The 23,852-nt window shown below is 74.7% G+C and carries 23 protein-coding genes; 13 read left to right on the top strand and 10 right to left on the bottom strand.

Annotation, left to right across the window (positions count from 1 at the left end; genetic code table 11):
- Positions 1-13 precede the first annotated feature (13 nt).
- Positions 14-1,492: a phytoene desaturase family protein gene (locus tag AC0VX2_RS08020; RefSeq protein ID WP_475432528.1), complete on the bottom strand. Its 1,479-nt coding sequence runs from the start codon at positions 1,490-1,492 to the stop codon at positions 14-16.
- Positions 1,493-1,557: 65 nt separating this feature from the next.
- On the opposite strand from AC0VX2_RS08020, the gene zupT reads away from it, so the two are divergent.
- The gene (zupT, locus tag AC0VX2_RS08025) at positions 1,558-2,346 is read left to right on the top strand and encodes a zinc transporter ZupT (protein WP_036316454.1); all 789 of its coding nucleotides are present in this window, start codon (positions 1,558-1,560) and stop codon (positions 2,344-2,346) included.
- Positions 2,347-2,359: 13 nt separating this feature from the next.
- Here the strand turns inward: zupT and AC0VX2_RS08030 are convergent, their stop codons facing one another.
- Together AC0VX2_RS08030 and tpx are read right to left on the bottom strand one after the other, a co-directional pair.
- The gene (locus tag AC0VX2_RS08030) at positions 2,360-3,541 is read right to left on the bottom strand and encodes a S1C family serine protease (protein ID WP_036316452.1); all 1,182 of its coding nucleotides are present in this window, start codon (positions 3,539-3,541) and stop codon (positions 2,360-2,362) included.
- Between the two features lie 2 nt (positions 3,542-3,543).
- On the bottom strand, positions 3,544-4,044 hold the full coding sequence (tpx, locus tag AC0VX2_RS08035) for a thiol peroxidase (protein ID WP_036316450.1): 501 nt from the start codon (positions 4,042-4,044) through the stop codon (positions 3,544-3,546).
- An 81-nt stretch (positions 4,045-4,125) separates the two neighbouring features.
- Here tpx and AC0VX2_RS08040 point away from each other — a divergent pair, with 81 nt between their 5' ends.
- Positions 4,126-5,028 (top strand): patatin-like phospholipase family protein, encoded by a 903-nt coding sequence (locus AC0VX2_RS08040; RefSeq protein WP_144820099.1) that lies wholly within the window; start codon positions 4,126-4,128, stop codon positions 5,026-5,028.
- Positions 5,029-5,052: 24 nt separating this feature from the next.
- Here AC0VX2_RS08040 and AC0VX2_RS08045 read toward each other — a convergent pair whose 3' ends face one another.
- Positions 5,053-5,592 carry a PACE efflux transporter gene (locus tag AC0VX2_RS08045; RefSeq protein WP_095347499.1) on the bottom strand — a complete coding sequence of 180 codons (540 nt, stop codon included), beginning with the start codon at positions 5,590-5,592 and terminating at the stop codon, positions 5,053-5,055.
- A gap of 129 nt (positions 5,593-5,721) precedes the next feature.
- Here AC0VX2_RS08045 and AC0VX2_RS08050 point away from each other — a divergent pair, with 129 nt between their 5' ends.
- Both AC0VX2_RS08050 and AC0VX2_RS08055 read left to right on the top strand, forming a co-directional pair.
- Positions 5,722-6,240 (top strand): ferritin, encoded by a 519-nt coding sequence (locus AC0VX2_RS08050; RefSeq protein ID WP_020626453.1) that lies wholly within the window; start codon positions 5,722-5,724, stop codon positions 6,238-6,240.
- Positions 6,241-6,385: 145 nt separating this feature from the next.
- On the top strand, positions 6,386-7,333 hold the full coding sequence (locus AC0VX2_RS08055; protein WP_041105414.1) for a DUF808 domain-containing protein: 948 nt from the start codon (positions 6,386-6,388) through the stop codon (positions 7,331-7,333).
- A 126-nt stretch (positions 7,334-7,459) separates the two neighbouring features.
- Here the strand turns inward: AC0VX2_RS08055 and AC0VX2_RS08060 are convergent, their stop codons facing one another.
- Entirely contained in the window at positions 7,460-8,293 is an 834-nt protein-coding gene (locus AC0VX2_RS08060) for an alpha/beta fold hydrolase (protein WP_136940139.1), read from the bottom strand.
- Between the two features lie 128 nt (positions 8,294-8,421).
- Here AC0VX2_RS08060 and AC0VX2_RS08065 point away from each other — a divergent pair, with 128 nt between their 5' ends.
- The 5 genes from AC0VX2_RS08065 to AC0VX2_RS08085 all read left to right on the top strand — a co-directional run bounded on the left by AC0VX2_RS08065 (position 8,422) and on the right by AC0VX2_RS08085 (position 13,430).
- Positions 8,422-9,156 (top strand): NUDIX hydrolase, encoded by a 735-nt coding sequence (locus AC0VX2_RS08065; protein ID WP_136940140.1) that lies wholly within the window; start codon positions 8,422-8,424, stop codon positions 9,154-9,156.
- A gap of 28 nt (positions 9,157-9,184) precedes the next feature.
- Entirely contained in the window at positions 9,185-10,513 is a 1,329-nt protein-coding gene (nadA, locus tag AC0VX2_RS08070) for a quinolinate synthase NadA (protein WP_144820100.1), read from the top strand.
- Complete coding sequence (gene nadC, locus AC0VX2_RS08075) at positions 10,510-11,430, top strand: carboxylating nicotinate-nucleotide diphosphorylase (protein WP_136940142.1); 921 nt, start codon at positions 10,510-10,512, stop codon at positions 11,428-11,430. Before nadA ends, nadC begins: the two co-directional genes overlap by 4 nt.
- Positions 11,427-12,599: a cysteine desulfurase family protein gene (locus AC0VX2_RS08080; RefSeq protein ID WP_136940143.1), complete on the top strand. Its 1,173-nt coding sequence runs from the start codon at positions 11,427-11,429 to the stop codon at positions 12,597-12,599. Before nadC ends, AC0VX2_RS08080 begins: the two co-directional genes overlap by 4 nt.
- Positions 12,600-12,959: 360 nt before the next feature.
- Complete coding sequence (locus AC0VX2_RS08085; protein ID WP_241253971.1) at positions 12,960-13,430, top strand: alkaline phosphatase D family protein; 471 nt, start codon at positions 12,960-12,962, stop codon at positions 13,428-13,430.
- A 12-nt stretch (positions 13,431-13,442) separates the two neighbouring features.
- On the opposite strand, the gene AC0VX2_RS08090 is transcribed toward AC0VX2_RS08085, so the two are convergent.
- Genes AC0VX2_RS08090 through AC0VX2_RS08105 form a run of 4 tightly spaced genes read right to left on the bottom strand, consistent with a single transcriptional unit; the run spans position 13,443 to position 16,841 of the window.
- Positions 13,443-14,450 carry a glycine betaine ABC transporter substrate-binding protein gene (locus AC0VX2_RS08090; protein ID WP_060973550.1) on the bottom strand — a complete coding sequence of 336 codons (1,008 nt, stop codon included), beginning with the start codon at positions 14,448-14,450 and terminating at the stop codon, positions 13,443-13,445.
- A complete protein-coding gene (locus AC0VX2_RS08095) occupies positions 14,447-15,199 on the bottom strand; it encodes an ABC transporter permease (protein WP_036382910.1) in 753 nt (250 codons plus the stop codon). Before AC0VX2_RS08095 ends, AC0VX2_RS08090 begins: the two co-directional genes overlap by 4 nt.
- Positions 15,196-16,203, bottom strand: a complete 1,008-nt coding sequence (locus AC0VX2_RS08100) for an ABC transporter ATP-binding protein (RefSeq protein WP_070709188.1) — start codon at positions 16,201-16,203, stop codon at positions 15,196-15,198. Before AC0VX2_RS08100 ends, AC0VX2_RS08095 begins: the two co-directional genes overlap by 4 nt.
- Positions 16,200-16,841 (bottom strand): ABC transporter permease, encoded by a 642-nt coding sequence (locus AC0VX2_RS08105; protein WP_002855197.1) that lies wholly within the window; start codon positions 16,839-16,841, stop codon positions 16,200-16,202. The genes AC0VX2_RS08100 and AC0VX2_RS08105 overlap by 4 nt, the downstream gene beginning before the upstream one ends.
- Before the next feature lie 228 nt (positions 16,842-17,069).
- On the opposite strand from AC0VX2_RS08105, the gene AC0VX2_RS08110 reads away from it, so the two are divergent.
- On the top strand, positions 17,070-18,371 hold the full coding sequence (locus AC0VX2_RS08110) for a dicarboxylate/amino acid:cation symporter (RefSeq protein WP_036316429.1): 1,302 nt from the start codon (positions 17,070-17,072) through the stop codon (positions 18,369-18,371).
- Positions 18,372-18,444: 73 nt separating this feature from the next.
- Here AC0VX2_RS08110 and AC0VX2_RS08115 read toward each other — a convergent pair whose 3' ends face one another.
- Positions 18,445-19,926 carry a sugar porter family MFS transporter gene (locus AC0VX2_RS08115; RefSeq protein WP_221844986.1) on the bottom strand — a complete coding sequence of 494 codons (1,482 nt, stop codon included), beginning with the start codon at positions 19,924-19,926 and terminating at the stop codon, positions 18,445-18,447.
- A 138-nt stretch (positions 19,927-20,064) separates the two neighbouring features.
- On the opposite strand from AC0VX2_RS08115, the gene AC0VX2_RS08120 reads away from it, so the two are divergent.
- The 3 genes from AC0VX2_RS08120 (at position 20,065) to arfB (ending at position 23,827) form a co-directional block, all read left to right on the top strand.
- Positions 20,065-21,801, top strand: coding sequence for a bifunctional 3'-5' exonuclease/DNA polymerase (locus tag AC0VX2_RS08120; RefSeq protein ID WP_221844985.1), 1,737 nt, complete (start codon positions 20,065-20,067; stop codon positions 21,799-21,801).
- Positions 21,802-21,933: 132 nt separating this feature from the next.
- Positions 21,934-23,379 carry an MFS transporter gene (locus tag AC0VX2_RS08125; RefSeq protein ID WP_063190258.1) on the top strand — a complete coding sequence of 482 codons (1,446 nt, stop codon included), beginning with the start codon at positions 21,934-21,936 and terminating at the stop codon, positions 23,377-23,379.
- Positions 23,372-23,827 (top strand): alternative ribosome rescue aminoacyl-tRNA hydrolase ArfB, encoded by a 456-nt coding sequence (gene arfB, locus AC0VX2_RS08130; protein WP_036338705.1) that lies wholly within the window; start codon positions 23,372-23,374, stop codon positions 23,825-23,827. The genes AC0VX2_RS08125 and arfB overlap by 8 nt, the downstream gene beginning before the upstream one ends.
- The last annotated feature ends 25 nt before the right edge of the window (positions 23,828-23,852 follow it).

Here is a 23,852-nt window from a genome sequence, read left to right on the forward strand (position 1 = left end):
GGCGCCGGCGCGGTCAGCGACGACGGTCCGCCAGCAGAGTCCGCACGGCCCACGCCCCGCCCATGCCATGGACGCCGGCGCCCGGCGGGGTGGAGGCGGAGGCCAGATACAGCCCGGTCCGACCCGCCCGGTGCGGCCGGGGCGACGCGGTGGGGCGCAGGAGCGCGCGCGCTCCCGCGAGCGATCCCCCCGCGATGTCACCGCCCACGAGGTCCGGGTTCCACGCCTCCAGATCGGCCGGGCGCATCGCGACCGCGGCCCCGATCCGGTCCCGGAAGCCGGGTGCGTGCCGCTCCACCTCCGCCTCGATCAGCGGACGGACGTCGCCGGGGTGGCCGTGGGGCACATGGGCGTAGGACCAGACGACCGTGTGCCCCCGGGCGGGCCCGGTGGCCCGTGAGGGGTCCGCCGCCTGCTGCTGACAGAGCATGACGAAGGGCCGCGTCGGCATCCGGCCGGCCGCGACGTCGTCCTCGGCCCGCCGGATCTCGGCGGCGGTCCCGCCCAGGTGCACCGTCCCCGCGCCCGCGAGCCGGGCGTCGCGCCACGGGATCGGCCCGTCGAGCAGGAAGTCGACCTTGGACACGGACGGCCCGGGGCGCCACCGGCGCAGGGCCGCGGCGTATCGCGGCGGCAGGCCCGTGCCGGCGACGCGCAGCACCTGGCGCGGGGTCAGGTCCAGCACGACGGCGTCCGCGGCGGGCAGCGCGCGCAGGTCCGTGACCTCGTGGCCCAGGTGCAGCCGACCGCCGTGCGCCCGCAGCACCGCCACGAGCGCGTCGACGATCGCCCCCGACCCGCCGCGCGCCACCGGCCAGCCCGAGCTCATCCCGAGCGCGCCGAAGAGCGCACCGAACGCCGCCGTCAGGGGCCGGCTCGAGGGCAGGATCGCGTGGGCGGCCGAGCCCGTGAACAGGGCGCGGGCGGCCTCCGTGCGGAACATCGCCCGGCCCAGCAGATCGGCCGGCCACGGGGCGCGCAGGCCGAAGCGGGCCATCGCCACCGGATGGGGCGGGGGTCGCAGCACCGGGCCGAGCGCGCCCGCCAGGATCTCGTCGACGTGCGCGACCAGGGCCCCGTGCACGGCCCGCCAGGCCCGCGCGTCGACGCCGAGACCCGCGGCGGTGGCCTCGAGGTCCCGGTGCAGGAGGGCGGCCGGCCCGTCCGGCAGCGGATGTCCCATCGGCATGGCCGGGTGCAGCCAGGCGAGCCCGTGGTCCGTCAGCCCCAGCTCCCGGAACACGGGGCTGGCGACGCCGAACGGATGGCCCGCCGCCCCGAGGTCCACCACGGTCCCCTCCCCCAGCACCGGCGCGGACGCGCACGCGCCGCCGGGCACCGGGGCCCGCTCGAACACGTCCACCTCCCAGCCCTCGCGGGCCAGCAGGGCGGCGGCGGTCAGGCCGTTGGGGCCGGCGCCCACGACGACGGCGCGGCCCGGCTCGACGCCCCGGGGCAGCGCGAATCCGGGGCCGGCGGCGGTGTCGGTCATGGTCTCCTCCTGTGGTCCCTAGGATGGTCCCACCCCGCCCGCCGCCCGTCAGGAGGCCCTCCCCCGTGGACCCGTTCTGGACCGCGCTCGCTCTCACGACGTTCGCCGGGCTGGCCACGGTGCTGGGCGGCGTCCTGGCGATCGTCGGACGCGAGCCCTCGGGCCGCGGGCTGGGGGCCGCCCTCGGCCTCTCCGCGGGCGTCATGCTCGCGGTCTCCTTCCTGGAGATGCTGCCGGCCGCCGTCGAGGGGCTGGGCGGGGCGGTCGGCCCCGCGGCGACCGCCGTCGCGGTGGCCGCCCTGGCCCTCGGCGCAGGCGCCTACGTGCTGCTCGAGCGCGCCGTCCCCGACCCCGTCTCGGAGATGCCGGGCGACGTCGACGACCCGGCCGGCCTGGACCGGCGGAGGATGCTGCGCCTGGGCACGGTGACGGCCCTGGCGATCGGCCTGCACAATCTGCCGGAGGGCTTCGTCACCTTCGCCGGCACCCTGCAGGATCCGTCGGTGGGCCTCGCGCTGGCCGTCGCGATGGCCGTGCACAACGTGCCCGAGGGCGTGGCCGTGGCCGTGCCCGTGCGGCAGGCCACCGGGTCGCGGTGCAAGGCCTTCGCGTGGGCCGCGTTCACGGGGATCGCGGAGCCGCTGGGCGCGCTGATCGGCTGGCTGCTGCTGGCCCCGTTCCTCACGCCCGCGCTCGTGGCCGCCGTCTTCGCGGCCGTGGCGGGCGTGATGGTGACCGTGAGCCTCGACGCGCTGCTGCCCGCCGCCCGGGCGGCCGGGGGCCGTGGCGCAGCGCTGGGCGGCGTGTTGCTGGGCGTGGCCGCGATGGCCCTCTCGCTGGACCTGCTCGCCTGAGCGCGGGCGCCGGTCAGTTCACGAGGGCCGGCTGCAGGACCGCCTCGGCCTCGCGCACCTCGCCGCTGGCGGTGCGCCACTGGACGGTGATCCGGTCCCCCACGTTGTGGTCGTTGACCAGGCGGGACATCCGGAAGGCGTCGTCGCCGACGGGCCGCCCCTCGATCTCGAGGATCACATCGCCCTCGACCAGGCCGATCTGCTCGGCCGCCGAGCCCGCGTCCACCTGCATGACCACGACGCCGACGTCGGGATCCGCGCCGACCATGATGCCCAGGGCGCCGTCCGCGCCGATGCTCACGGTGTCCGTCTCCTCACCCGAGAGGACCTGGTCCACCACGTCGAAGGCCACGTCCAGCGGGATCGCGAAGCCGTCCACCTCCTCTGCGGTGGTCCCATCGCTGGCCGCCACGGTCACGCCGACCACCTGGCCGGCGTCGTCCACCACCGGGCCGCCGGAGTAGCCGGGCACGACGTCCGCGTCCGTCTGGATCAGGCCGGACAGGCGCGCGTACTGATCGGTGCCCTCGGCCGCGGCCATGATCGAGCGGTCCGTGCCGAGCACGGTGCCGCGCACGGCCGTCAGGTGGCCCTGGCCCCCGCCGTTGCCGACGGCGGCCACCGTCTCCCCGCGACGCACAGGGTCCAGCGAGACGCTGGCCACCGGCAGGTCTGAGACGCCTTCGACGTCGAGCACCGCGATGTCGTGCTCGGCATCGCGCCCGAGCACCGTGGCCGTGTGCCGCGCGCCGGTGTCCGCGACCACCACGTGCACCTCCGAGGAGTCCTCGACCACGTGGTAGTTGGTCACCGCCAGTCCGTCCGGGGAGAGCACCATGCCCGTCCCCGTGCCGGTGCGGGCGCCGAGGGCGGTCTCCACGAGGAGGATGCCCGGGGCGTCCGCGACCGGCTGGCCCGGATCCAGGGACGATCCGTCGTGGGCCGACGCGGACCAGTCCACCGCCACGCCGTCGTGGACGTGCGTCAGGCCCGCCGCGAGCTCGCCCGCCTCCCGGGCGGGGGCCTCGGCGGCGGGCACGGTCGGGGCGGAGTCCGCGGCGACGTCGACCATCCGGCCGGCGAGGAGCGCGGTGAGGCCCCCGGCCAGGACCAGCGCGCCGAGCACGCCGAACAGCGCGATGACGAACGCCAGGGGCGCGCGTCGTGCGCGCGGCGGCCAGCCCGGCGGCGTCACGCTCAGCCCCGGGCGGCCGCCAGGGCGGCCTCGTAGTCCGGCTCCTCGGAGATCTCGGGGACGAGCTGGGCGTGACGGACCACGCCGTCGGCATCGACCACGACGACGGCGCGGGCCAGCAGGCCCTCGAGCGGACCGTCGGTCATGCGCACGCCGTAGTCGTCGCCGAAGGACGAGCGGAACACGGAGCCGCTGCGGACGTGGTCGATGCCCTCGACCGAGCAGAAGCGTGCGGCGGCGAACGGCAGGTCCGCGGACACGGCCACGACGGTGGTGTCCTCGAGGTCCGCGACGCGGGAGTCGAACTCGCGGACGGAGGCGGCGCACACGCCCGTGTCCAGGGACGGGAAGATGTTCAGGATCACGCGGCGGCCGCGCAGCTCCCGCAGGGTCACCGGGGACAGGTCCGCCCCGGTGAGGGTGAAGTCGGGGGCGGGGGCACCCACCGGGGGCAGCTCACCGACGGTGTGGACGGGGGTGCTCTTCATGTGGGTCGTCGCCATGGGGACAGCCTAGGATGGGCGCGGCCGGACGGGAGCACTCCGCGCCCGGCTCGGCGGACGGCGAACACGGAGGTACCGACCATGACCGAGCCCATGACGTCCAACGTCACCGACACGGCGCTGCTGTTCGAGGGCGGGGGGATGCGCGCCGCGCTCACCTCGGCCGTGGTGGCGGAGCTGCTGCGCGAGCGGATCCACGTGGACTTCGTGGCCGGCATCTCGGCGGGCTCGTCCAACGCCGTGAACTACCTGTCCCGCGACCCGGCCCGCGCGCGGCGCTCGTTCGTGGACTTCGCCGACGATCCTCGGTTCGGCAACTGGCTGAGCTTCGTGCGCGGCAAGGGCCTGTTCAACGCCGAGTACATCTACGAGCACGCCGGCCTGCCCGAGGCGGACCTGCCCTACGACTTCGCCACGTTCCGCGCGAACCCCGCCCGGCTCGTGCTGGGCGGGTTCGACGCCGCGAGCGGCGAGACCCGCTGGTGGGACCGCTCCGACATGACCACCCTGACCGATCTGATGGTCCGCGTCCGCGCGTCGTCCACGATGCCGGTCCTCATGCCCCCGGTGCACGCCGAGGGCACCGTGTTCGTGGACGGCGCCCTCGGCGTGGACGGCGGGATCCCGCTGACCGCGGCGGAGGACGCGGGGTTCGAGAAGGTCCTCGTGGTCCTGACCCGGGAGCGCGGGTACGTGAAGCGGCCCGAGCGGTTCCCCTCGTTCTACCAGCGCACCTTCCGGCGCTACCCCGCCGTCGCGGACGCCCTGCTCACGCGCTGGCGCCGGTACAACGCGACCCGCGAGCGCCTGTTCGAGATGGAGCGGCAGGGCCGGGCCTATCTGTTCGTGCCGGAGACCATGCCCATCGCCAACGGCGAGCGGTCCGTGGCCAAGCTGGCCGCCGCCCACGAGCTCGGCCTGGACCAGGTGCGCCGCGAGATGCCGGCGATCCGCGCTTTCCTGGGGCTGCCGGCGCCCCGCTGAGCCGCGCCTGCTCCGATCGGCGGGTCAGGCCTCGGCGCGGGCGGCCGAGTCCGGCAGGCCGAACACCGAGTCGAACGCGTAGGCGTACACCGCGGCGTAGACGAGGAAGAACACGAGCAGGCCGGCCTCGATGAGGAACGCCTCCCCCAGCCCGATGCCGAGGATCAGCGCCACCGCGGGCACGAGGAACACGATCAGCCCGCCCTCGAAGCCGACGGCGTGGGCCACGCGCACCCACCAGGGTCGGCCCGTGATCCCGAGGCGGCGTTCGAGGGTCTCGAACACCGAGTTGAACACGATGTTCCACAGCAGGGCCGCGGTCGAGGACACCACCGCCACGGCGAGCGAGGGCCCGCCGCCGTTGCCGAGCGCCGCCAGGATCCCGGTGGTGAAGAGGATGGCGAGCAGCTCGAAGACCACCGCGTAGACCACGCGGCGCAGCAGGGGCGTCTGGAACACGCGGCGGCGGACGAGCGCGTCCCGGCCTCCCGGGCCACGCGGCACGTCGGAGGGCGGCGCCGACGCGGGGTCGACGCCCGGGCGGGCGCGGTGGGTCTCGGACACGGCGCCCAGCCTAGGGCCGGGTCCGCGGGGCGCCGAATCCGGCGGGACCGGCCGCCCGCCGTCGTCGCTCCTCGATGAGGGGCGGGCGCGCCTTCACCGCGCCCCGGCCGCCTGCCTAGAGTTCGAGGCATGAAGCTCACCGATGACCTGCTGCAGAAGTTCAACGACCAGATCACCCTCGAGTTCGAGGCGTCCATGGTCTACCGCCAGCTCGCGATCGCCGCCGACGACCTGGACCTGTCCGGGATGGCCGCGTGGCTGCGGCACCAGGCGGACGAGGAGATCGTCCACGCGAACAAGTTCATCGACCACGTCGCCGACCGGGACAGCTTCCCGACGATCGGCGCCATCCCGGCCCCGCCCGTGCAGGCCGGCCTGTCGGCCCTGGAGATCTTCCGGGCCGCGCTCGCGCACGAGCAGAAGGTCTCCGAGGCGATCCGCGAGCTGTACCGGGCCACCGAGTCCGCGGGCGACCTCAACTCGCGCCCGCTGCTGAACTGGTTCCTGGACGAGCAGATCGAGGAGGAGGCCACCGTCTCCGAGATCGTGGGCCAGCTCGAGCTCGTCGGCGACGACGGCTCGGGCCTGCTCCGCATCGACGGTCGCCTGGGCTCCCGTCCCGTGGAGACCACCGAGAACGACGCCTGAGCCCACCGGCGGCCTCGTCGGCCGCGCACGCACCGGCCCGGTCCCCCACGGGACCGGGCCGGTGCGTGTCCGTCCTCGCCGCTATGCTCAACCTGCGCCCTGCCCGCGCACCGGCGCGCCCGTCGGACCCACCCCAGGAGGAACCATGGTCGGACTCGTAGCCCTGCTCGACGACGTCGCCGCCCTCGCCCGCCTCGCCGCCGCGAGCGTGGACGACGTGGCCGCCGGAGCGGGACGAGCCGCGGCCAAGGCGGCGGGCGTGGTGGTCGACGACGCCGCGGTGACCCCGCAGTACATGGCCGGCGCGGCCGCGGCCCGCGAGCTGCCGATGATCTGGCGGATCACCAAGGGCTCCCTGCGCAACAAGCTCGTGTTCATCCTGCCCGCGCTGCTGCTGCTCGACTGGCTCGCCCCCTGGATCCTGCCGTGGCTGCTGCTGGCCGGCGGCACCTACCTGTCCTACGAGGGCGCGCACAAGGTGTGGGGCAAGCTCACCGGCCACGGGCATGCCGACGACGAGGAGCCCGCCGTCGAGCGGGGTCCGGAGGCCGAGGACACCGTGGTGCGCGGGGCCATCACCACGGACTTCATCCTGTCCCTGGAGATCATGGTCATCTCCATGAACGAGGTGGCCGACCTGGGCTTCTGGATGCAGGCGGCGGTCCTGGCGGTGGTGGCCGTCCTCATCACCGTGGGCGTGTATGGGGCCGTGGGGCTGATCGTGAAGATGGACGACGTCGGCTTGCACCTGCACCAGAACGCCTCGACCTCCGGCGGCCGCTCATTCGGCGCCGGGCTGGTCAAGGCCATGCCGCACGTGCTGCGCGTGGTGACCGTCATCGGCACCGTGGCGATGCTCTGGGTGGGCGGCCACATCGCCCTCGTGGAGCTGGACGCGCTGGGCGTGCCGTGGCCCTACGCCGTGCAGCACGGGATCGTCGAGCCCGTCACGCACGCCGCCGGCGCGTTCCTCGGCTGGCTCACGGAGACTGCGACGTCGGCTGTGTGGGGCCTGCTCTGGGGCTCGGTCGCGCTCGGGGTGGTCCTGCTCGTCGGACGCCTGCGCGGAAAGAAGGCCGCGCCCGCCCACTGATGCGGCGGCTGACGGGTCCGCCACCACCCGCGCCCGACGCTGAGGCCCGCAGACGCGCCGCTACGCACGGAACGTGGCGGCGCGTCTGCGGGCCTCGGCGCTGGCTCCGTCTCCCGACGGGCCCCGTCAGTCGGCGGTGAGGAAGGTGCGCACCGCGGAGACGAAGGCCTCGGGCTGGTCGGCGTGCAGCCAGTGGCCGGCGTCACGGACGGTCACGCGCACGACGCGCGGGAACAGCTCCTTCATCCGCGGCACGTCCTCATCCTGGACGTAGTCCGACTCGGCGCCGGCCAGCCACAGGACCGGATGGTCGAACACGCGCTCCGGATCCTCGGGGACCACCGGGTCCGGGAACGAGCCGATCTCCCGCAGGTGCTCGAAGAGCATGGCCACGTTGGGCTGCCACGCGAAGTGGCCGGCCGTGCGCCGCAGGTTCTGCAGCAGGAAGCCGCGCACCCGCGCGTCGTGGACGTGCTCGGCCATGGCGGTGTCGGCCTCGGCCCGCGTGTCGTACGCGTCCAGGTCCATGCGCAGCATGGTGCCGAGCAGGTGCACGAACTCGTCCGTGGCCTGCGGTGAGAGCCGCGGGGAGATGTCCTCCACGATCAGCCGGTCCACGAGCTCCGGGTGCCGCAGGGCGAGCACCATGGCGACCTTGCCGCCCATCGAGTGGCCCAGCAGGTGGACCGGCCCGTCGGCGGCGAGGCCGGCGCGCAGGTGGGCGGCCACCCGGTCCGCGATCTCGCGGTAGTCCACCCGGTCCGTCCAGGGCGAGGCGCCGTGGTCCGGCAGATCGATCAGCTCCACCGTGAAGTCGTCGCCCAGCTCCTTGGCCGGGCCGGTGAAGTTCCGGCCGCGGCCCATGAGGCCGTGCAGGAACGCGACGCGGCGCGGGCCCTCCCCGATGCGGGTGGAGGCCAGGGGTGCGTCGGACGGGGCGGAGGCGGCGGTCGTGTTCACCCGACTCAGGCTAGCGCGGGACCGCGCCGGCGCCTCCCCCGACTTCCAGTCATCTTGACCCTCTGAGATGGGCGGGAACAGTGTCATACTGACCAGAACAGCCCCGCCAGTCCACTCCGGGAGGTCCCATGCCGGTCGATGAGGCCCGCGTCAGCGTCGCCGTGTCCACGGCCGTCTTCGGCGTGCGCCCGGACCCGCACGGCGTGCCCCGCCTCTGCGTCGCCCTCGTCCCGCGGATGCGCGAGCCGTTCCTGGACCGGTGGGCGCTGCCGGGCGCGTGGCTCGGCGCGGACGAGGAGCTGGCCGACGTCGCCGCACGCGTGGCCGCCGAGTGCGTGCCCGGTCCCGTCCGTCGCCTCGAGCAACTGGCGGCGTTCGGCGCCGTGGACCGCTCCCCCACCGGACGCGTCCTCACGGTGGCCCACTGGGCGCTCAGCCCCGCCCTGGACGACGACGGCGCCGCCCCGGCGTCCAGCCCGGACCCGGACGTGGCCGGGCTGCCCATCGGGGTCCATGTGCGCTGGCACCGGGCCGACGCGCCGCCCGCGCTGGCATTCGACCACGCGCAGATCCTGGCGGCGGCCGTGGCGCGCCTGCGCGCGGACCTGCCGCGAGCCGGCGTCGGGCACGCGCTGCTGGGGCCCTCCTTCACCCTCGCCGAGCTGCGCGCCGTGCACGAGGCCGTCCTCGGCCGCGGCCTCGACGCCGCCAACTTCCGCCGCGCCACCCTCGCCGCCGGGACCCTCGAGGAGACCGGCGAGGTCCGCGGCGGCACCCCGCACCGCCCGCCCAAGCTCTACCGGTACCGGCCCGCCGGGCCCGGGACCGACCCCGATCCCGCCGGGCCGGACGCCCGCCGCTGACCCACCAGCCCCGACCCAGGAGTCACCCATGACCACCCCGACCGGAACCACCGCCTCGGTGGCCCGCACCCTGACCCTGATCGACAAGGACGCCGCGCGCGGCTCCTCGTGTTCCCCCGACCTGACCCGCGGCCCCTGGGCGTTCGACGCCGGCCTGCCCGCCTACGGCCCCGGCGCATCGCAGGACGACGTCGTCCCGGCCGACGCCCCCGTGCAGGGCCGCATCCCCGAGGAGTACCAGCGGGCCTCCGACGAGGAGCTCCACGCCCGGATCAGCGCCGCGCGGCAGACACTCGGCGAACGCGTCGTCGTGCTGGGCCACTTCTACCAGCGCGACGAGGTCGTCCAGCACGCCGACTTCGTGGGCGACTCCTTCCAGCTCGCGCGGGCCTCCCAGGGCCGGCCCGGGGCGGAGGCGATCGTGTTCTGCGGCGTGCACTTCATGGCGGAGACCGCGGACCTTCTCTCCACCCCGGACCAGGCCGTCATCCTGCCCAACCTCGCCGCCGGCTGCTCCATGGCGGACATGGCCGACCTGGACTCGGTCGAGGACGCGTGGGAGCAGCTCGAGGCGGTCTACGGCACCGAGCCGGACGACGACGGGCGCGTGCCCCTGCTGCCCGTGACCTACATGAACTCCTCCGCGGCCCTCAAGGGCTTCGTCGGCGAGCGCGGCGGCATCGTGTGCACGTCCTCCAACGCCTCGGCCGTGCTGGACTGGGCGTTCGAGCGTGCCCAGCGCGTCCTGTTCTTCCCGGACCAGCACCTGGGCCGGAACACGGGCCGCGCCAGGGGGATCCCACTCGAGCAGATGCCGACGTGGAATCCCCGCCTGCCGCTGGGCGGGAACTCCGAGGACGCCCTGCGGGACGCGAAGGTCCTGCTGTGGCACGGCTTCTGCTCGGTGCACCGCCGCTTCACGGTCGCGCAGATCGAGCAGGCCCGCGCCGAGCACCCGGACGTCCAGGTGATCGTGCACCCCGAGTGCCCCCTGCCCGTGGTGGAGGCCGCGGACTCCTCCGGGTCCACCGACTTCATCGTCAAGGCCATCCAGGCGGCGCCGGCCGGCTCGACCTTCGCGATCGGCACCGAGATCAACCTCGTGCAGCGCCTGGCCGCCCAGCACCCCGAGCACACGATCTTCTGCCTCGACCCCGTGATCTGCCCGTGCTCCACGATGTACCGCATCCACCCCGGCTACCTCGCGTGGGTGCTCGAGGAGCTCGTGGCCGGCCGCGTGGTCAACCGGATCACCGTGCCCGCGTCCGTGGCCGACCCGGCCCGCACCGCGCTCGAGCGGATGCTGGCCGTCGCGCCGAAGCAGTCGGCCGCGCAGTCCGCCGGGGCCGGGACGTGACCCCGGCCGACCGCGCCCCGGCGACGCCGGCCCCGCAGCCGGACGTGGAGCGGATCGTGGCCGCCGCGCTCGCCGAGGACGCGCCCTGGGGTGATGTCTCCTCGGAGGCCTTCGTCCCGGAGCAGGCCCGGATCACCGCGCGCGTGGTGGCCCGCGAGGCCGGGGTGCTCTCCGGCACGAACGCCCTCGAGGCCGCCTTCCGGCTCGTCGACCCGGCCGTGTCCGTCACCCTGCACCTGGCCGACGGCGCCGACCTGTCCCCCGGCGCCGTCGTCGCCGAGGTCGCGGGCCCCGCCCGCTCGGTGCTGCGCGCCGAGCGCGTGGCGCTGAACCTCGTCCAGCGCCTGTCCGGGATCGCCACGACGACGGCCGCCCACGTGGCCGCCGCGCGCGCCGGCGGCGGGCACGCGCGGGTGGTGGACACCCGCAAGACCACCCCGGGTCTGCGCGTGCTCGAGCGGCAGGCGGTGCGGGACGGCGGCGGGCACAACCACCGCTCCAGCCTCTCAGATGCCGTGATGCTCAAGGACAACCACCTGGCCGCGCTGGGGTTCGGCGGCGCCGGCGACCCGGGCGAGGCCCTCACCGCGGCCCTGCGCGCCGGGATGGCACGCCTGCCGCACACCACCCACGTGGAGGTGGAGGTCGACCGGCTCGAGCAGATCCCGGCGGTGCTCGCCGCCGGGGTCGGCACGATCATGCTGGACAACTTCTCGCCGGCCGAGCTGCGGGCCGGCGTCGAGCTCGTGGCGGGCCGGGCCGTCGTCGAGGCCTCCGGCGGGGTGAGCCTGGAGACGATCGGGGCGATCGCGGCCACGGGCGTGGACGTGATCTCGGTGGGGGCGCTGACCCATACCGTCCGGTCCCTGGACCTGGGCCTGGACGCCGTGGTCGAGGAGGGCTCGCCGCGCCGATGAGCACCACCCTCGACCTGGACCACGCGGCCACCGCGCCCGTCCGGCGCAGCGCGCTGGAGGCGATGTGGCCCGCGCTCACCGGCGTCTACGGCAACCCGTCCTCGGCGCACGAGGCCGGCCGGGCGGCGGCGGCCCTGCTCGAGGACGCCCGCGCGCGGGTGGCCCGCCTGATCGGCGCCCGGGCCGGGCAGGTCGTGTTCACCTCGGGCGGCACGGAGGCCGACGCGCTCGCCGTGCTCGGCACGGTGCGCGCCCGGATCCTCGCCGGCCGCCCGGCGGGCCACGTGCTGACCACGGGGATCGAGCACAGCGCGGTGCGGCAGTCCTGTGACCAGCTGGCCCGGCTGCACGGCGTCGAGGTCGAGCACCTCGCGCTGGACCGGGACGGCCTGACCTCGGCGGACGACCTCGCCGCCCGCCTGCGCCCGGACACCGCGCTGGTCAGCGTGCACCTGGCCCACAACGAGGTGGGCACGGTGCAGCCGGTGGCCGAGCTGGCCGCCGTCGCCCGGGAGGCGGGCGTGCCGGTGCACGTGGACGCGGTGCAGGCCGCGGGGCAGATCCCGGTGGACGTGCGCGCCCTCGGGGCGGATCTGGTGGCGCTGTCCGGGCACAAGGTGGGCGGGTCCAAGGGGGTCGGCGCGCTGTGGGTGCGCCCGGGTCACGCCCTGGAACCGCTCGTGCCCGGTGGCGGCCAGGAGCGGGGCCGGCGGTCCGGGACGCAGAACGTGGCCGGCGCGGCCGGGTTCGCGGCCGCCTTCGAGGAGGCCGAGGCGGAGCGCGCCGCGGCCGCGGACGCGTGGGCCGGGCTGCGGGACCGGTTCGCGGCGCGCGTGCTCGACGGCGTCCGGGAGCTCGTGCCCGACGCGCGGCTGACCGGCCATCCCGCCCGACGGCTGCCACGCCACGCCTCGTTCGTGCTGCCCGGCGTGAACGGCGAGTCGGTGCTGGAGGAGGCGGCCCGCCGGGGCGTGCTGGCCTCGGCGGGGTCCGCGTGCTCGGCCCACGACGCCGAGCCGTCCCCGGCCCTGCTCGCGCTGGGCCTCAGCGAGGACGAGGCCCGCACGGCCCTGCGCTGCACGTTCGGCCCGGACGCCGACGCCCCGCTGCTCGAGGCCGCGGCGGACGCGATCGTCGACGCCGTCCGGACGGTCGCCGCCCTGCGCTGAGCGGCCCCGGGCCGGTCGACCCCGCTGCCGCCGGGGCCGGCGTCGGACGTTCACCCGGGGGTCAGCCCGAGGCCACACACCCGGGGGCCTGGCCGAGTCCGGCCGTTCGCGCCTGCACGCCACGCTGCGCGCGGTCGACGAGGACGGGCTGGTGCTGCGCGGCCGCTTCGCTCGCGGGCTGACCCTGCGCTCCGGCTGGGTCGACGGGGCCGCCGAGCACACCGCGAAGATCCTCGCGGACACGCTGCCCTCCGGCGCCCGCTTCGAGGTGACGTACGCGTTCGAGGACGAGACCGGCCGCCTGGGCGAGTCGGCCGTGGCCCGCTTCACGACGGCGCCCGGCGAGCGTGGCAGGAGTACATGCCGATCGCCGACTCCACGGCCCTGCACCGCGGCTCCGGCCTCGCGCCCACCCGCATCCACCGCAGGATCCCCCGCGGCGCGACGCTCGACGTGTTCGCCCTGGACATGCGCACCCACAAGGGCGAGAACACCCAGCGTCTCGAGACCCACGAGACCCCGATCCTGGGCGAGGAACAGCTGCAGTGGCTCATCCGCGGGCTGCGCGCGGCGTTCACCGACTTCGAGCCGTTCTGGGAGTTCGTGGCCGGCCCCATCAACGCCGGATCGTTCGGCCCGAACACGCTGGACGGCACCTTCGGCCCGCGCCTGGACTTCGAGGCGCACGGGCCGGTCATGGGCTCACCGCGCTCCGGCGAGCACCAGTACTTCGGCCACGTCGAGATCCCCGAGGACGGCCGCGAGTTCCGAGTGCGTCTGATCAACGCCGCCGGCCGGACGGTCTACTCGCGCACGCTGACGGCGGCCTGATTCTGCGGGCCGTCAGTCGGTGATCAGGCCCTCCTCGCGGAGCCAGTCCCACGCGACCTGGGTGGGCTCCTCGCCGTCGACGTCCACCCGCGCGTTCAGGCGCGCGGCCGTCGCGTTGTCCAGGCGCGCGGTCACGGGCGCCAGCAGGTCGGCGATCTCGGGGTGCTGGGCCAGGACCTCCTCGCGCACGATGGGGGCCGCGTTGTACTTCGGGAAGAAGCTCAGCGGGTCCTGCAGGGTCGTCAGGTCCAGCGCGGCGATCCGCCCGTCCGTGGCGTACGCCTCCCCGAAGGTGCACGACCCGTCCGCCACCGCGGCGAACACCGCCCCGATGTCCATCTGGCGCAGCCGGGATCCGGTGGGCCGTTCGATCCCGTAGGACTCGAGCATGGGCAGGAACCCGTCGTTGCGGGCGGCGAACTCGGCGCTCACGCAGAAGGACTGCTCCTCCGCGGGGAGGTCCTTGATGTCCGCGAGCGTCTCCAGGCCGAGCTCCTCCGCCCGGTCCTGGCGCACGGAGAAGGTGTAGGTGTTGTCGAGTTCGGCCGGCGGCAGCCACACCAGGCCCTGCTGCGCGTCCTCGTCCCGGACCGCGGCCCACTGCGCCTGGGCGTCCGGGATCGGATCGGTGTGGCCCAGGTACGTGATCCAGGCCGTCCCCGTGTAGTCCCACTCGACGTCCACGACGCCGGCGACCTGGGCCTGGCGCGCACTGAGCGAACCCGGCATGTTGGTCAGATCCTCGACGTCGGCCCCCGCGGAGCGCAGCAGGATCGCGGTGATCTTGCCGAGCACGACGCCCTCGTTGAAGTTCTTGGAGCCCACCGCCACGTGGGCGCCCTCGAGGTCGATCCCGGCGACGTCGCCGGCGGGCGTGCCCGAGGGCAGGTAGCCGCCGGCGGTGCTCAGCCCGCACCCGGACAGGACCAGGGAGGCCGCCAGGCCGAGCGCGGCGAGCGCGGCACGAGCGGGGGTCCGGCCGCGGCGGCGGGATGGGGTGGTCGCGCGCGGGGTGGTCATGCGAGCCCCCTCGGGGTGGCCAGCGTCTCGACGAGGCGGCCGATCCACTCGATCATCAGGGCGAGGGCGGCCACGAGGATCGCCCCCGAGACGAGCAGCGGGAAACGGAACAGGACGATCCCGGTCTGGATGAGCAGGCCGAGGCCGCCGGCGTCGATGAACGTCGCGAACGCCCCGGTGCCCACCAGCAGCACCAGGGCGGTCCGCAGACCCGCCATGATCACGGGCAGGGCCAGGGGCAGCTCCACCCGGAGCAGGGTCTGCAGCGGCGACATGCCCATGCCGCGGGCCGCCTCGACGACGGTGGGGTCGACGCCCCGCAGCCCGGCCAGCGTGTTGGCCAGCACGGGCAGGAACGCGTAGAGGGACAGGGCCAGGACGGCGACCCGGAAGCCGAACCCCCACGCCATGGCGAGCAGGACGATCACACCGATCACGGGGGCGGCCTGACCGGCGTTGGCCAGCCCCATGGCGACGGGGGTGAACCGCCGGGCGGCGGGGCGGCTCAGCAGCACGCCGAGCGGGACGGCCGTCGCCACGACCAGAACGGTGGACACGCCGACGAGGGCCAGGTGCTCGGCGGTGAGGCGCAGGACGGTGGGCCAGGTCAGCAGCCGGGCCTCGACGTCGTCGAGGGCGGCTCCGCGCACCCAGACGGTCCACCCGATCAGCAGGGCGGCCACCAGCAGCGGCAGGCCGATCAGGAGCAGGCGGTCTTCGGCGGAGGCCGAACGCAGCCGGGCGATCATGGCTGAGCCTGCTCGTCGGCGGCGCGGGCGTGCGCGCGCAGTGTCGGATAGTCGAGCAGACCGATGACCGTGCCATCACGGACCACGGCGATCTCCTCCGTCGGGGCCATGACCAGCGCCGCGAGGGCTTCGCTGATCGGGGTGGCCGCGTCGAGCACGGGCCCGCCCGGCAGCGGGCCCGTCGGGTGGTGTGCGATCGGGCGCAGCGGCAGCGAGTCGACCGACCGCAGCCCCAGCCGCTTGAGCCCCGCCCCCGACCCCACGAGGTCGGCCACGAACTCGGTGGCCGGCCGAGCCAGGACCTCTTCGGGGGTGGCGTACTGGGCCACGTGCGCGCCGGGTTCGAGCACCAGGATCCGGTCGCCCAGGAGCACGGCCTCGTCCACGTCGTGGGTGACCATCACGATGGTCTTGCCCACCCTGGCCTGGATGTCGAGCATCTCCTGCTGCAGGCGCTCGCGGGTGAGGGGGTCCACGGCGCCGAAGGGCTCGTCCATGAGCAGCACGGGAGGATCCGCCGCGAGGCCCCGGGCCACGCCGACGCGCTGCTGCTGTCCGCCGGACAGCTCGCGCGGGAAACGGTCTCGATAGATCGCCGGGTCCAGGCCGACCAGGTCGAGCAGCTCGTCCACGCGGTCGGCGATGCGCCGGCGGTCCCACTTGAGCAGGCGCGGCACCAGGCCGACGTTCTCGGCGACGGACAGGTGGGGCATCATCCCGCCACCCTGCACGACGTAGCCGATCTGACGGCGCAGCCGGGTGGGGTCACGGCGTGTGATGTCCTCCCCGCCGATCAGGATCCGCCCGGAGGTGGGCTCGATGAGGCGGTTGATCATCTTCAGCGAGGTGGTCTTGCCGCAGCCGGACGGACCGACGAACACCACCGTCTCCCCCGCGGGGATGACGAGGTCCAGGGCGTCCACGGCGGGACGGTCCTGCCCCGGATAGAGCTTCGTCAGGGACTCGAGACGGATCTCGGCCCCGGCGTCACGGTCGGTGCTCATGCGCGCAGTCCCTTCGAGATGGTGAGCCGGCCGAGCAGCACGAGCAGCCCGTCCAGGACGAGGGCGACGACGACGATGCCGAGGGTGCCCACGAGGGCGTAGTTCAACGCGTTGGCGCCGCCCAGGGAGACCAGCCCCGTGAAGATGTACGAGCCCAGTCCGGGCCCCAGGACGTAGGCCGCGACCGCGGCCACGCCCATGCCGAGCTGGCCCGCGACCCGGATGCCGGTGAGGATCACGGGCCAGGCCAGCGGGAGACGCACCCGGGTGAACAGCGCCACCGGCCCCATGCCCATCCCCCGGGCGGCCTCCAGCACCTCCGGGTCCACGCCGCGCAGACCCACGAGCGCGTTGCGGAGGATGGGCAGCAGGGCATAGAAGACCACCACCACGACGGCCGGGACGGTCCCGATGCCCACCAGGGGGATCAGGACGCCGATGAGCGCGAAGGAGGGCAGGGTCAGCCCGACGGCCGTGAAGGCGTTCGCGATCGGGGTCAGGGCCTTGATCCGCGTGGCGATCACGGCCAGCGCGATGGCGAGCACGGTGGCGATGGCCAGCGCCTGCAGCACGAGCCACCCGTGCTGCCACGCCCGGAAGAGGATGTCGGGCCAGCGTGAGGCGAGGAACTCGCTCATGCGGCCTCCACGCCGGCAGCGCACCCCTGGGCGGCCCGGGCGTCTGCGGGGCGGGGCAGGACCGTCATCGTCGTCTCCTTCGGTCCGGGTGGGTCGGGCGTGCTCTTGCACGCTCCCCGAGATGGTGGCGCTCCCTGTGTTCTGCGCCACGAAGGGGGTCACCGGCACCGCCAAGGATGGCCTACCGACCGGGCGACGGGCAGGACGGCCTGCGCTAGCGTGTCGGCCATGTCTCGCTCCCACTCCGATGCCCTCGACGCGTCCGGCCCCGACTCCGGGGGCGCCGTCGCCGTGCCCCGCCGCCGCGTCGGCCTGCTGCCCCGCATCCTCGTCGCGATCGTGGCCGGCGTCCTCGTCGGCCTGGTCGCGCCGACCTGGCTCGTGCAGGCCTTCGCCACCTTCAACGGGCTGTTCTCGAACTTCCTGGGTTTCATCGTCCCGGTGCTGATCCTGGCGCTCGTCGCCCCCGCGATCGGCGACATCGGCCGGGGCGCGGGGAAGCTGCTGGCCCTGACCGGCGGCATCGCCTACGGCTCCACCCTGGTCGGCGGCTTCGGCGCCCTGCTGGTCTGCCTGCTCGTCTTCCCGCTGATCCTCACGCCCGGGTCCTTCGAGGGGATGGCCAACCCTGAGGACGCGCTGCTCGGCCCGCTGTTCGAGGTGCAGATGGACCCGCCCTTCGGCGTGATGACGGCCCTGCTGCTCGCGTTCGTGCTCGGCATCGGCCTGACGATGCTGCCGCGCGGCGCCCTGCACGAGAGCTTCGACCAGCTGCGATCGATCATCGAGCGGGTCGTCATGGGCCTGATCGTGCCGCTGCTGCCCGTCTACATCTTCGGCGTGTTCCTGAACATGACCGCCGCCGGCGAGGTCTTCAAGGTCATCACCACGTTCCTCGGCGTGATCCTGCTGGTCTTCGGCCTCACCGTGGTGCTGCTGCTCCTCCAGTACGTCGTCGCGGGCGCGATCGCGGGCCGCAACCCGTTCACGGCACTGAAGACGATGCTGCCGGCCTACGCGACGGCCCTGGGCACCTCGTCCTCGGCGGCGACCATCCCGGTGACCCTGCGCCAGACCCTGCTGCTCGGCGTGCGCCGGCCGATCGCCTCGTTCGTCGTGCCGCTGTGCGCGACGATCCACCTGGCCGGCTCCACCGTGAAGATCGTCTCGTTCTCCATCGCGGTGCTGTTCCTCTCGGGCCAGTCGATCGACGTCCCGGTGTTCGTGGGCTTCATCTTCATGCTGGGCGTCACCATGGTCGCGGCGCCCGGCGTGCCCGGCGGCGCGATCGTGGCGGCCTCGGGCCTGCTGACCTCGATGCTCGGCTTCACCGAGCCGCAGGTCGCGCTCATGGTCGCCACGTACATCGCCATCGACTCCTTCGGCACCGCCACCAACGTGACCGGCGACGCCGCCATCGCGATGATCGTCGACAAGATCGCCGGAGACCGTCTCATCGAGGACTCCGAGGACGAGGGCCTGGAGCGCCTCGACGACGAGGGGGCCGCGACCGGCGCCGACGCCGGCTGACCCGCCCCGCACACACCACGGCCCCCTCCCTGTCTGCAGCTCAGGGAGGGGGCCGTCGTCGGGACGGGCGGTGTCAGCCGCGCAGGTCCCGCTCCGCCTCGGCGCGCACCGCGCGCCGCTGCCCCGGGGAGCGCACGACGACGTCGCTCATCTCCTCGAGCGTCTTGCCCTTGGTCTCGGGGACGAAGGCCGCCACGAAGGCCAGGGACAGCGCCGCCATGACCGCGTACAGGCCGTAGGCGAGGGTCAGGCCGATGTCCGCCAACCACGGGAACGTGGTGGAGACGGTGAAGTTCGCCGCCCACTGCGCGGCGGCGGCCACGGCGAGCGCGCCGGCGCGGATGCGGTTCGGGAACATCTCGCCCAGCAGCACCCAGACCAGCGGACCCCAGGTGGCGCCGAAGAACACCACGAAGGCGTTCGCGGCCACCAGCGCCACGGTGGACCACGGCTGCGGCAGGGACACGGACTCGGCGCCGCCGGTCTGCGCGAAGGAGAAGGCCAGTGCCATCAGGCCGAGGCTGACCGTCATGCCGGCGGAGCCGGCGATCAGCATGGGGCGACGGCCGACGCGGTCCACCAGGGCGATCGCGATGAGGGTGACGGCGATGTTCGTGACCGAGGTGATCACGGTGACCGTGAGGGCGTCCGACTCCCCGAAGCCCACCGAACGCCACAGGGTGGTGGAGTAGTAGAAGATCACGTTGATGCCCACGGCCTGCTGGAAGACCGAGAGCAGGATGCCGATCCACACGATCGGCTGCAGGCCCGCCGCCGGTCCACGCAGGTCCGCCAGCGACTCGCGGCGCTCCGAGTCCAGCGAGCGCCGGATGTCCTCGATCATCAGGTTCACCCGGTCCACACCGGTGAACTCGTGCAGGACCTCGGCCGCCTCGTCCGTGCGGCCGCGGGCGACCAGGTAGCGCGGGGACTCCGGCAGCTTCAGGGCGAACAGGCCGTACAGCACCGCCGGGACGGCCTCGGCCAGGAACATCCAGCGCCAGGCGTCGACGCCGAGCCAGAACGGCTGCGCCGCTCCCCCGGCCATCGTCGCGAAGAGCGCGCCCGTGAGGAGCGCGGCGAAGATGCCGAGGACGATCGCCAGCTGCTGGAGCGAGCCGAGGCGACCGCGCACATGGGCCGGGCTGACCTCCGCGATGTACGCCGGAGCGATCACGGACGCGGCGCCCACGCCCAGGCCGCCGACCATGCGCCAGACGATCAGGTCGACCACGCCGAACGCCAGGCCCGAGCCGATGGCGGAGACCAGGAACAGGATCGCGGCGATCACCATCACGGGCACGCGGCCGCGGCGGTTGGCGATCGGCCCGGCGAACCAGGCGCCGAGCGCGCAGCCGATCAGCGCCGACGAGACGGCGAAGCCCGTCAGACCGGCGCCGAGGCCGAACTCCCCGGCGAGGGCGTCCACGGCACCGTTGATAACGGAGGTGTCGAAGCCGAACAGGAAGCCGCCGAGCGCGGCGGCGACCGAGATGCCGACCACCTTGGCGTTGAGGCGAGACGTCGCGGCGCCGCCGGACCGGGTCGCTGTCATGGTGGGTCCTCTCTGGGTGGCGCCCGACGGCCCGCTGCGCGCCGGTGCGTCCGCACAGTGTGTTCTTCGCTTGGCGAGCGTGCAAGTCGCACAGCCCCTCGCCCCGCGCAGAGGAGGCGGCGGGGCAGAATGAGGGCCATGTTCGTCGTCCTGGGCCCCGCCCCCGCCTCCGTCGGCAGCCCCGGCGCCTGGTGGGCCGTGGACGGGGACGACGCCTCTCCCCTGGGATCCTGCGCCGCCGGGTCCGTGGCCGGGCTCGTGGCCGGTCTGCCCGCCCGCCTGGGCGTGGACCCGAGCACGGTCCGCTGGGTGCTCGCCGACGTCGGGACGGAGTACGCCGCCTGGCTGGTGGCGGGGGTGCGGGTGGATCGGTGCTGGGACCTGGCCCTCGTCCAGCGGATCCTGCGGCACGCGGCAACGGCGCCGGGCAGCGGGGTGCGTTACACGCCCGTGGCGCAGCTCGAGGTCGCCGACCCGACGGAACCCGAGCGCCCGGCGCGGGTGCCCGCCGGTCAGGAGTCCTTCTTCGACCTGCCGGACGAGTCCGGCCCCACCCCGGACGTCACCGTGCTCGCGGCCGAGCTGGCCGCGCAGCGGGCGGCCGTCGAGGGCTCAGCCCACCCCCACCGGCTGCGGCTGCTCGCGGCGGCGGAGTCGCAGGGCGCACTCGTGGCCGCAGAGATCCGGGCGGCGGGTCTGCCGTGGGACCGGGGCGTGCACGAGGCGCTCCTCGCCGAGCAGCTCGGCCCCCGGCCTGCACCGGGCGAGCGTCCGGCCCGCCTGCAGACCCTGGCCGAACGCATCGCCGACGTCCTGGGCTCCCCCGGGCTGAGCCCCGACTCGCAGCCGAGCCTGCTGCGGGCGCTGCAGACGGCGGGCGTGGCCGTGGAGTCCACGCGGCAGTGGGACCTGAAGCACTGGATCGACGCCGGCGGCGCGGAGCGCGAGGCGCGGGCCGCGCTGCTCGCGCCTCTGCTGGAGTACAAGGCCCTGGCCCGGCTGTGGACGGCCAACGGCTGGCACTGGCTGGACCAGTGGATCGGCGACGACGGCCGGTTCCACGCCGCCTACCTGGTCGGCGGCGTGGTGACCGGGCGGTGGGCCGCCCACGGCGGTGGGGCCATGCAGGTCCCGGCCGGGGTGCGCGACGCCGTCCGCGCAGACCCCGGGTGGACGCTGACCGTGGCCGACGCCTCCCAGGTGGAGCCGCGCATCCTCGCCGCGATGGCCGCCGACGAGGCGCTGGCCCGTGCCGGGACCACGCCCGACCTGTACCGGGAGGTGGCGGAGCAGGGCCGGGCGGCCGGCACCGCGCTGGCCGACCGCGGGCGCGCGAAGATCGCCCTGCTGGGTGCGATGTACGGCTCGACGACGGGCGACTCCGCGGCGCTCATGCCGCACCTGCGCCGGCTCTACCCCCGAGCGATCGGCCTGCTCGAGCGGGCGGCCTCCGTCGGCGAGGGAGGCGGCCAGGTGTCCACGTGGCTGGGCCGCTGGTCCCCCGCGCCGGGGCGGAAGTGGCAGGAGTCCGTGTCCGACGTCGGCACCCAGGCCGCCGAGTCCGCGGCCCGGCGACGGCGGCGCTCCCAGGGCCGCTTCACCCGGAACTTCGTGGTGCAGGGCACCGCGGCCGAGTGGGCGCTGTGCTGGATGGGCGAGATCCGCCGTCGACTGCGCTCGGCCGGCATGCGCACGGAACTCGTGTTCTTCGTCCACGACGAGGTCGTCCTGCACGGCCCGGCCACGGAGGCCGAGGCCGTGCGGACGGTCGTGGCGGAGTCCGCGAGCGCCGCCGGCCGCCTGCTGTTCGGCCCCGCCCCCGTGGACTTCCCGCTCACCGTCTCCAGCGTGGGGTCGTACGCGGACGCGAAGTGAGGGGCGGCAGGGCATCGGTCGCGGTCACAGCCTCCGTGCGCCGCACCGGGCCGAGGACCCTCGGACCTGGCACGATGCGGGACGAGGGCCGATCCTGGAGAGCGCCCGAGACACCCTTGTGAAGGAGACCGCATGCCCGTCGCCCCGCGTCCGTCCGACGGCGCCGCGTCCTCGGTCTTCACCCCGCACCAGCAGCGCATCCTCGCGGTGCTCCTCATCCCGATCTTCATGTCCCTGCTGGCCGTGTCCAGCATCAACGTGGCCCTGCCCGCCCTGCAGCGGGGCCTGGACGCCAGCGACGCGGAGCTGCAGTGGGCCATCTCCGGCTACACCCTCGTGTTCGGCATGGTGCTCGTGCCGGCGGGCCGGGCGGGTGACCTCTTCGGCCGCCGCCGGCTGTTCCTGGTGGGCCTCGGCGTGTTCGCGCTCGGTGCGCTCCTGTCCGGCCTGGCGCCCACGGGCGTCCTGCTCGTGCTCGCGCGCCTGGTCATGGGCGTGGGCGCGGGCCTGCTCAACCCGCAGGTCACCGGCTTCATCCAGGGCGAGTTCTCCGGCGCCTCCCGCGCCCGGGCGTTCGGGGCGCTCGGCGCCGTCGTCGGGGTGTCCGTGGCGGTGGGGCCGCTGCTCAGCGGCGGGCTCATCGCGTGGCTCGGCGGCGACCTCGGCTGGCGCGCGACCTTTCTGGTGAACGTGCCCATCGCCCTCGGCGCCCTGATCGTGGCCCGCCAGTGGCTGCCGCGCACCGCCCCCGAGCGGGCGCGGCGTCCGGACCTGGACCCGGTCGGCGTCGTCCTGCTGGCCGGCGCCCTCGTGGCCGTCATGCTCCCGTTCCTGGACCGTGAGCTCGGGCCGTGGCGGTTCGTGCTCGTGCCCGTCGGCATCGGCCTGGCCGCCCTCTGGACACGCTGGGAGGCCCGCTACGCCCGACGGGGCCGCGCCCCGATGGTGGACCTGCGCCTGTTCCAGACCCGCAGCTTCGCGTGCGGCGCCCTGCTGATCGCCATCTACTTCACCGGCTCGACCAGCATGTTCGTGGTGATCGCCATGTTCATGCAGAACGGGCTGGGCTACCCGGCGCTGCACGCCGCACTCATCGGCCTTCCCTCGGCGGTCATGTCGAGCGTGATGTCCACCGTGGCCGGTCGCGTGGTGCTGCGCACGGGCCGGAAGATCGTCGTCCTCGGCATCGCGCTGGCGCTGCTCGCCGTCGTGGGCTCCATCGGGGTGGCGTGGGCCAACCGGGAGTTCGGCCTGAGCCCGTGGTGGCTGCTGCTCACCCTCGCCATCTTGGGTGCCGGGCAGGGGCTGGTGGTCTCCCCCAACCAGACCCTCAGCCTGGCCGAGGTCCCGCCGCGGCACTCCGGCACGGCCGGCGGCGTCCTGCAGACCGGCCAGCGCGTCGGCACGGCCGTCGGCACCGCCGTGATCGTGGGGGTGTTCCTGGGCGTCGCCTCCGGTGCCGACTGGGACGGGGCGTTCATGGCCGCCTTCACCCTGGTGGCGGGGTGCATGGCGCTCGCGCTCCTCGTCGCACTCGCGGACCTGCGCGGACCACGGACGGCGGCGCCCCGTGGCTGAGCCCCGCCCCGGCGACGTGCGCGTCACCCCCGGCCCCGGCGCACCCCGCGGGCTGGTCATCCCCGCGGGCGAACTCGTCGAGCGCTTCTCCCACGCCTCCGGCCCGGGCGGTCAAGGCGTGAACACGGCGGACTCGCGGGTCCAGCTCAGCCTGGACCTGGCGGCCACCTCCGCCCTCGACGACGTCCAGCGCGCCCGCGTCCTCGCACGGCTGGCACCCCGGCTGGCCGGCACGGTGCTCACCGTCAGCGTGGCGGAGCACCGGGCCCAGCGGCGCAACCGGGTGGCCGCCCGCGAGCGGCTCGCGGCGCTGCTGCGCGAGGCCCTGGCCCCGCCGACGCCGCGGCGGGCTACCAAGCCGACGCGCGGCTCTCGGCGGCGCCGCCTGGAGGCCAAACACCGTCGCTCCGAGGTGAAGCGCACGCGCCGCCGCCCCGGCCTCGACTGAGGCCGCTCGCCCGCCGGCCGCGCGG

Source organism: Micrococcus sp. iso_239 (assembly GCF_056173395.1).

Bases quoted from the DNA above. Each gene is read 5' to 3' on its own strand.
- AC0VX2_RS08040 (WP_144820099.1), top strand. From the start codon at position 4,126: ATGACCGAGCCCATGACGTCCAACGTCACCGACACGGCGCTGCTGTTC.
- AC0VX2_RS08115 (WP_221844986.1), bottom strand. From the start codon at position 19,926: ATGACAGCGACCCGGTCCGGCGGCGCCGCGACGTCTCGCCTCAACGCC.
- tpx (WP_036316450.1), bottom strand. From the start codon at position 4,044: ATGGCGACGACCCACATGAAGAGCACCCCCGTCCACACCGTCGGTGAG.
- AC0VX2_RS08100 (WP_070709188.1), bottom strand. From the start codon at position 16,203: ATGAGCACCGACCGTGACGCCGGGGCCGAGATCCGTCTCGAGTCCCTG.
- AC0VX2_RS08055 (WP_041105414.1), top strand. From the start codon at position 6,386: ATGGTCGGACTCGTAGCCCTGCTCGACGACGTCGCCGCCCTCGCCCGC.
- AC0VX2_RS08050 (WP_020626453.1), top strand. From the start codon at position 5,722: ATGAAGCTCACCGATGACCTGCTGCAGAAGTTCAACGACCAGATCACC.
- AC0VX2_RS08105 (WP_002855197.1), bottom strand. From the start codon at position 16,841: ATGAGCGAGTTCCTCGCCTCACGCTGGCCCGACATCCTCTTCCGGGCG.
- AC0VX2_RS08110 (WP_036316429.1), top strand. From the start codon at position 17,070: ATGTCTCGCTCCCACTCCGATGCCCTCGACGCGTCCGGCCCCGACTCC.
- AC0VX2_RS08095 (WP_036382910.1), bottom strand. From the start codon at position 15,199: ATGATCGCCCGGCTGCGTTCGGCCTCCGCCGAAGACCGCCTGCTCCTG.
- AC0VX2_RS08090 (WP_060973550.1), bottom strand. From the start codon at position 14,450: ATGACCACCCCGCGCGCGACCACCCCATCCCGCCGCCGCGGCCGGACC.
- AC0VX2_RS08120 (WP_221844985.1), top strand. From the start codon at position 20,065: ATGTTCGTCGTCCTGGGCCCCGCCCCCGCCTCCGTCGGCAGCCCCGGC.
- nadA (WP_144820100.1), top strand. From the start codon at position 9,185: ATGACCACCCCGACCGGAACCACCGCCTCGGTGGCCCGCACCCTGACC.
- AC0VX2_RS08020 (WP_475432528.1), bottom strand. From the start codon at position 1,492: ATGACCGACACCGCCGCCGGCCCCGGATTCGCGCTGCCCCGGGGCGTC.
- AC0VX2_RS08125 (WP_063190258.1), top strand. From the start codon at position 21,934: ATGCCCGTCGCCCCGCGTCCGTCCGACGGCGCCGCGTCCTCGGTCTTC.
- AC0VX2_RS08080 (WP_136940143.1), top strand. From the start codon at position 11,427: ATGAGCACCACCCTCGACCTGGACCACGCGGCCACCGCGCCCGTCCGG.
- AC0VX2_RS08065 (WP_136940140.1), top strand. From the start codon at position 8,422: ATGCCGGTCGATGAGGCCCGCGTCAGCGTCGCCGTGTCCACGGCCGTC.
- AC0VX2_RS08085 (WP_241253971.1), top strand. From the start codon at position 12,960: ATGCCGATCGCCGACTCCACGGCCCTGCACCGCGGCTCCGGCCTCGCG.